The 562-nt window shown below is 62.5% G+C and carries 2 protein-coding genes; both read left to right on the forward strand.

The features are described from left to right. Positions 1–11 precede the first annotated feature (11 nt). Positions 12–281 (forward strand): hypothetical protein, encoded by a 270-nt coding sequence (locus BLX42_RS03125; protein ID WP_115273537.1) that lies wholly within the window; start codon positions 12–14, stop codon positions 279–281. A 4-nt stretch (positions 282–285) separates the two neighbouring features. Next, positions 286–534: a DUF3077 domain-containing protein gene (locus tag BLX42_RS03130; protein WP_161871123.1), complete on the forward strand. Its 249-nt coding sequence runs from the start codon at positions 286–288 to the stop codon at positions 532–534. Positions 535–562 lie beyond the last annotated feature (28 nt).

Consider the following 562-nt stretch of genomic DNA (forward strand, 5'->3'; position numbering starts at 1 on the left):
GGATCTGCACCATGAAGAAAATCGTACCCGACCCACCCCGCTCCAAACTCCTCACCAACCCTTACTTCTCCATCCACAGCGACATGCCCCCACCAGACGCCCTGGCCCACGCCAGCGAACTGCTGCGCGGCGTCGCCGAAACCATCGACGAACACTGCCGCACCCACGCCGGCGAACCGGGCCTGAGCATGCTCAGCAACGCCGAGCATGCCTGCGAGACGTCCAGAGCCCTGATCGAGCATGCCTTGACTGGCCTCTACAACGCGCAAAGGCAGAGGTGATTCAATGAATGACGCGTTGAAAAACCTCACCACAGCCGGCAGTGAAACCTTCGACCTGTTTCGCCTGCAACCGGGCGTGCCTTTCGAGCACGCCTTCAGCCAGCTATCAGTACTGCTCGGTTGCATCCGCCACCTCACCACCGAAGCCGAAATGGAACACGACCGCCAGGCCGGCAGCGCGGCGCGCATCCTGAGCGAGATGGCCAAGGCGCTGATCGACGACATCGAGCTTGGGCTGAACAAATCCCACTGATGCCACCCGGGCCGCGCTGCGGCCCAAT

Origin of the sequence: Pseudomonas sp. SG-MS2 (genome assembly GCF_009933855.1) — a bacterium.
In the GTDB taxonomy this organism is placed as follows: Bacteria; Pseudomonadota; Gammaproteobacteria; order Pseudomonadales; family Pseudomonadaceae; genus Aquipseudomonas; species Aquipseudomonas putida_E.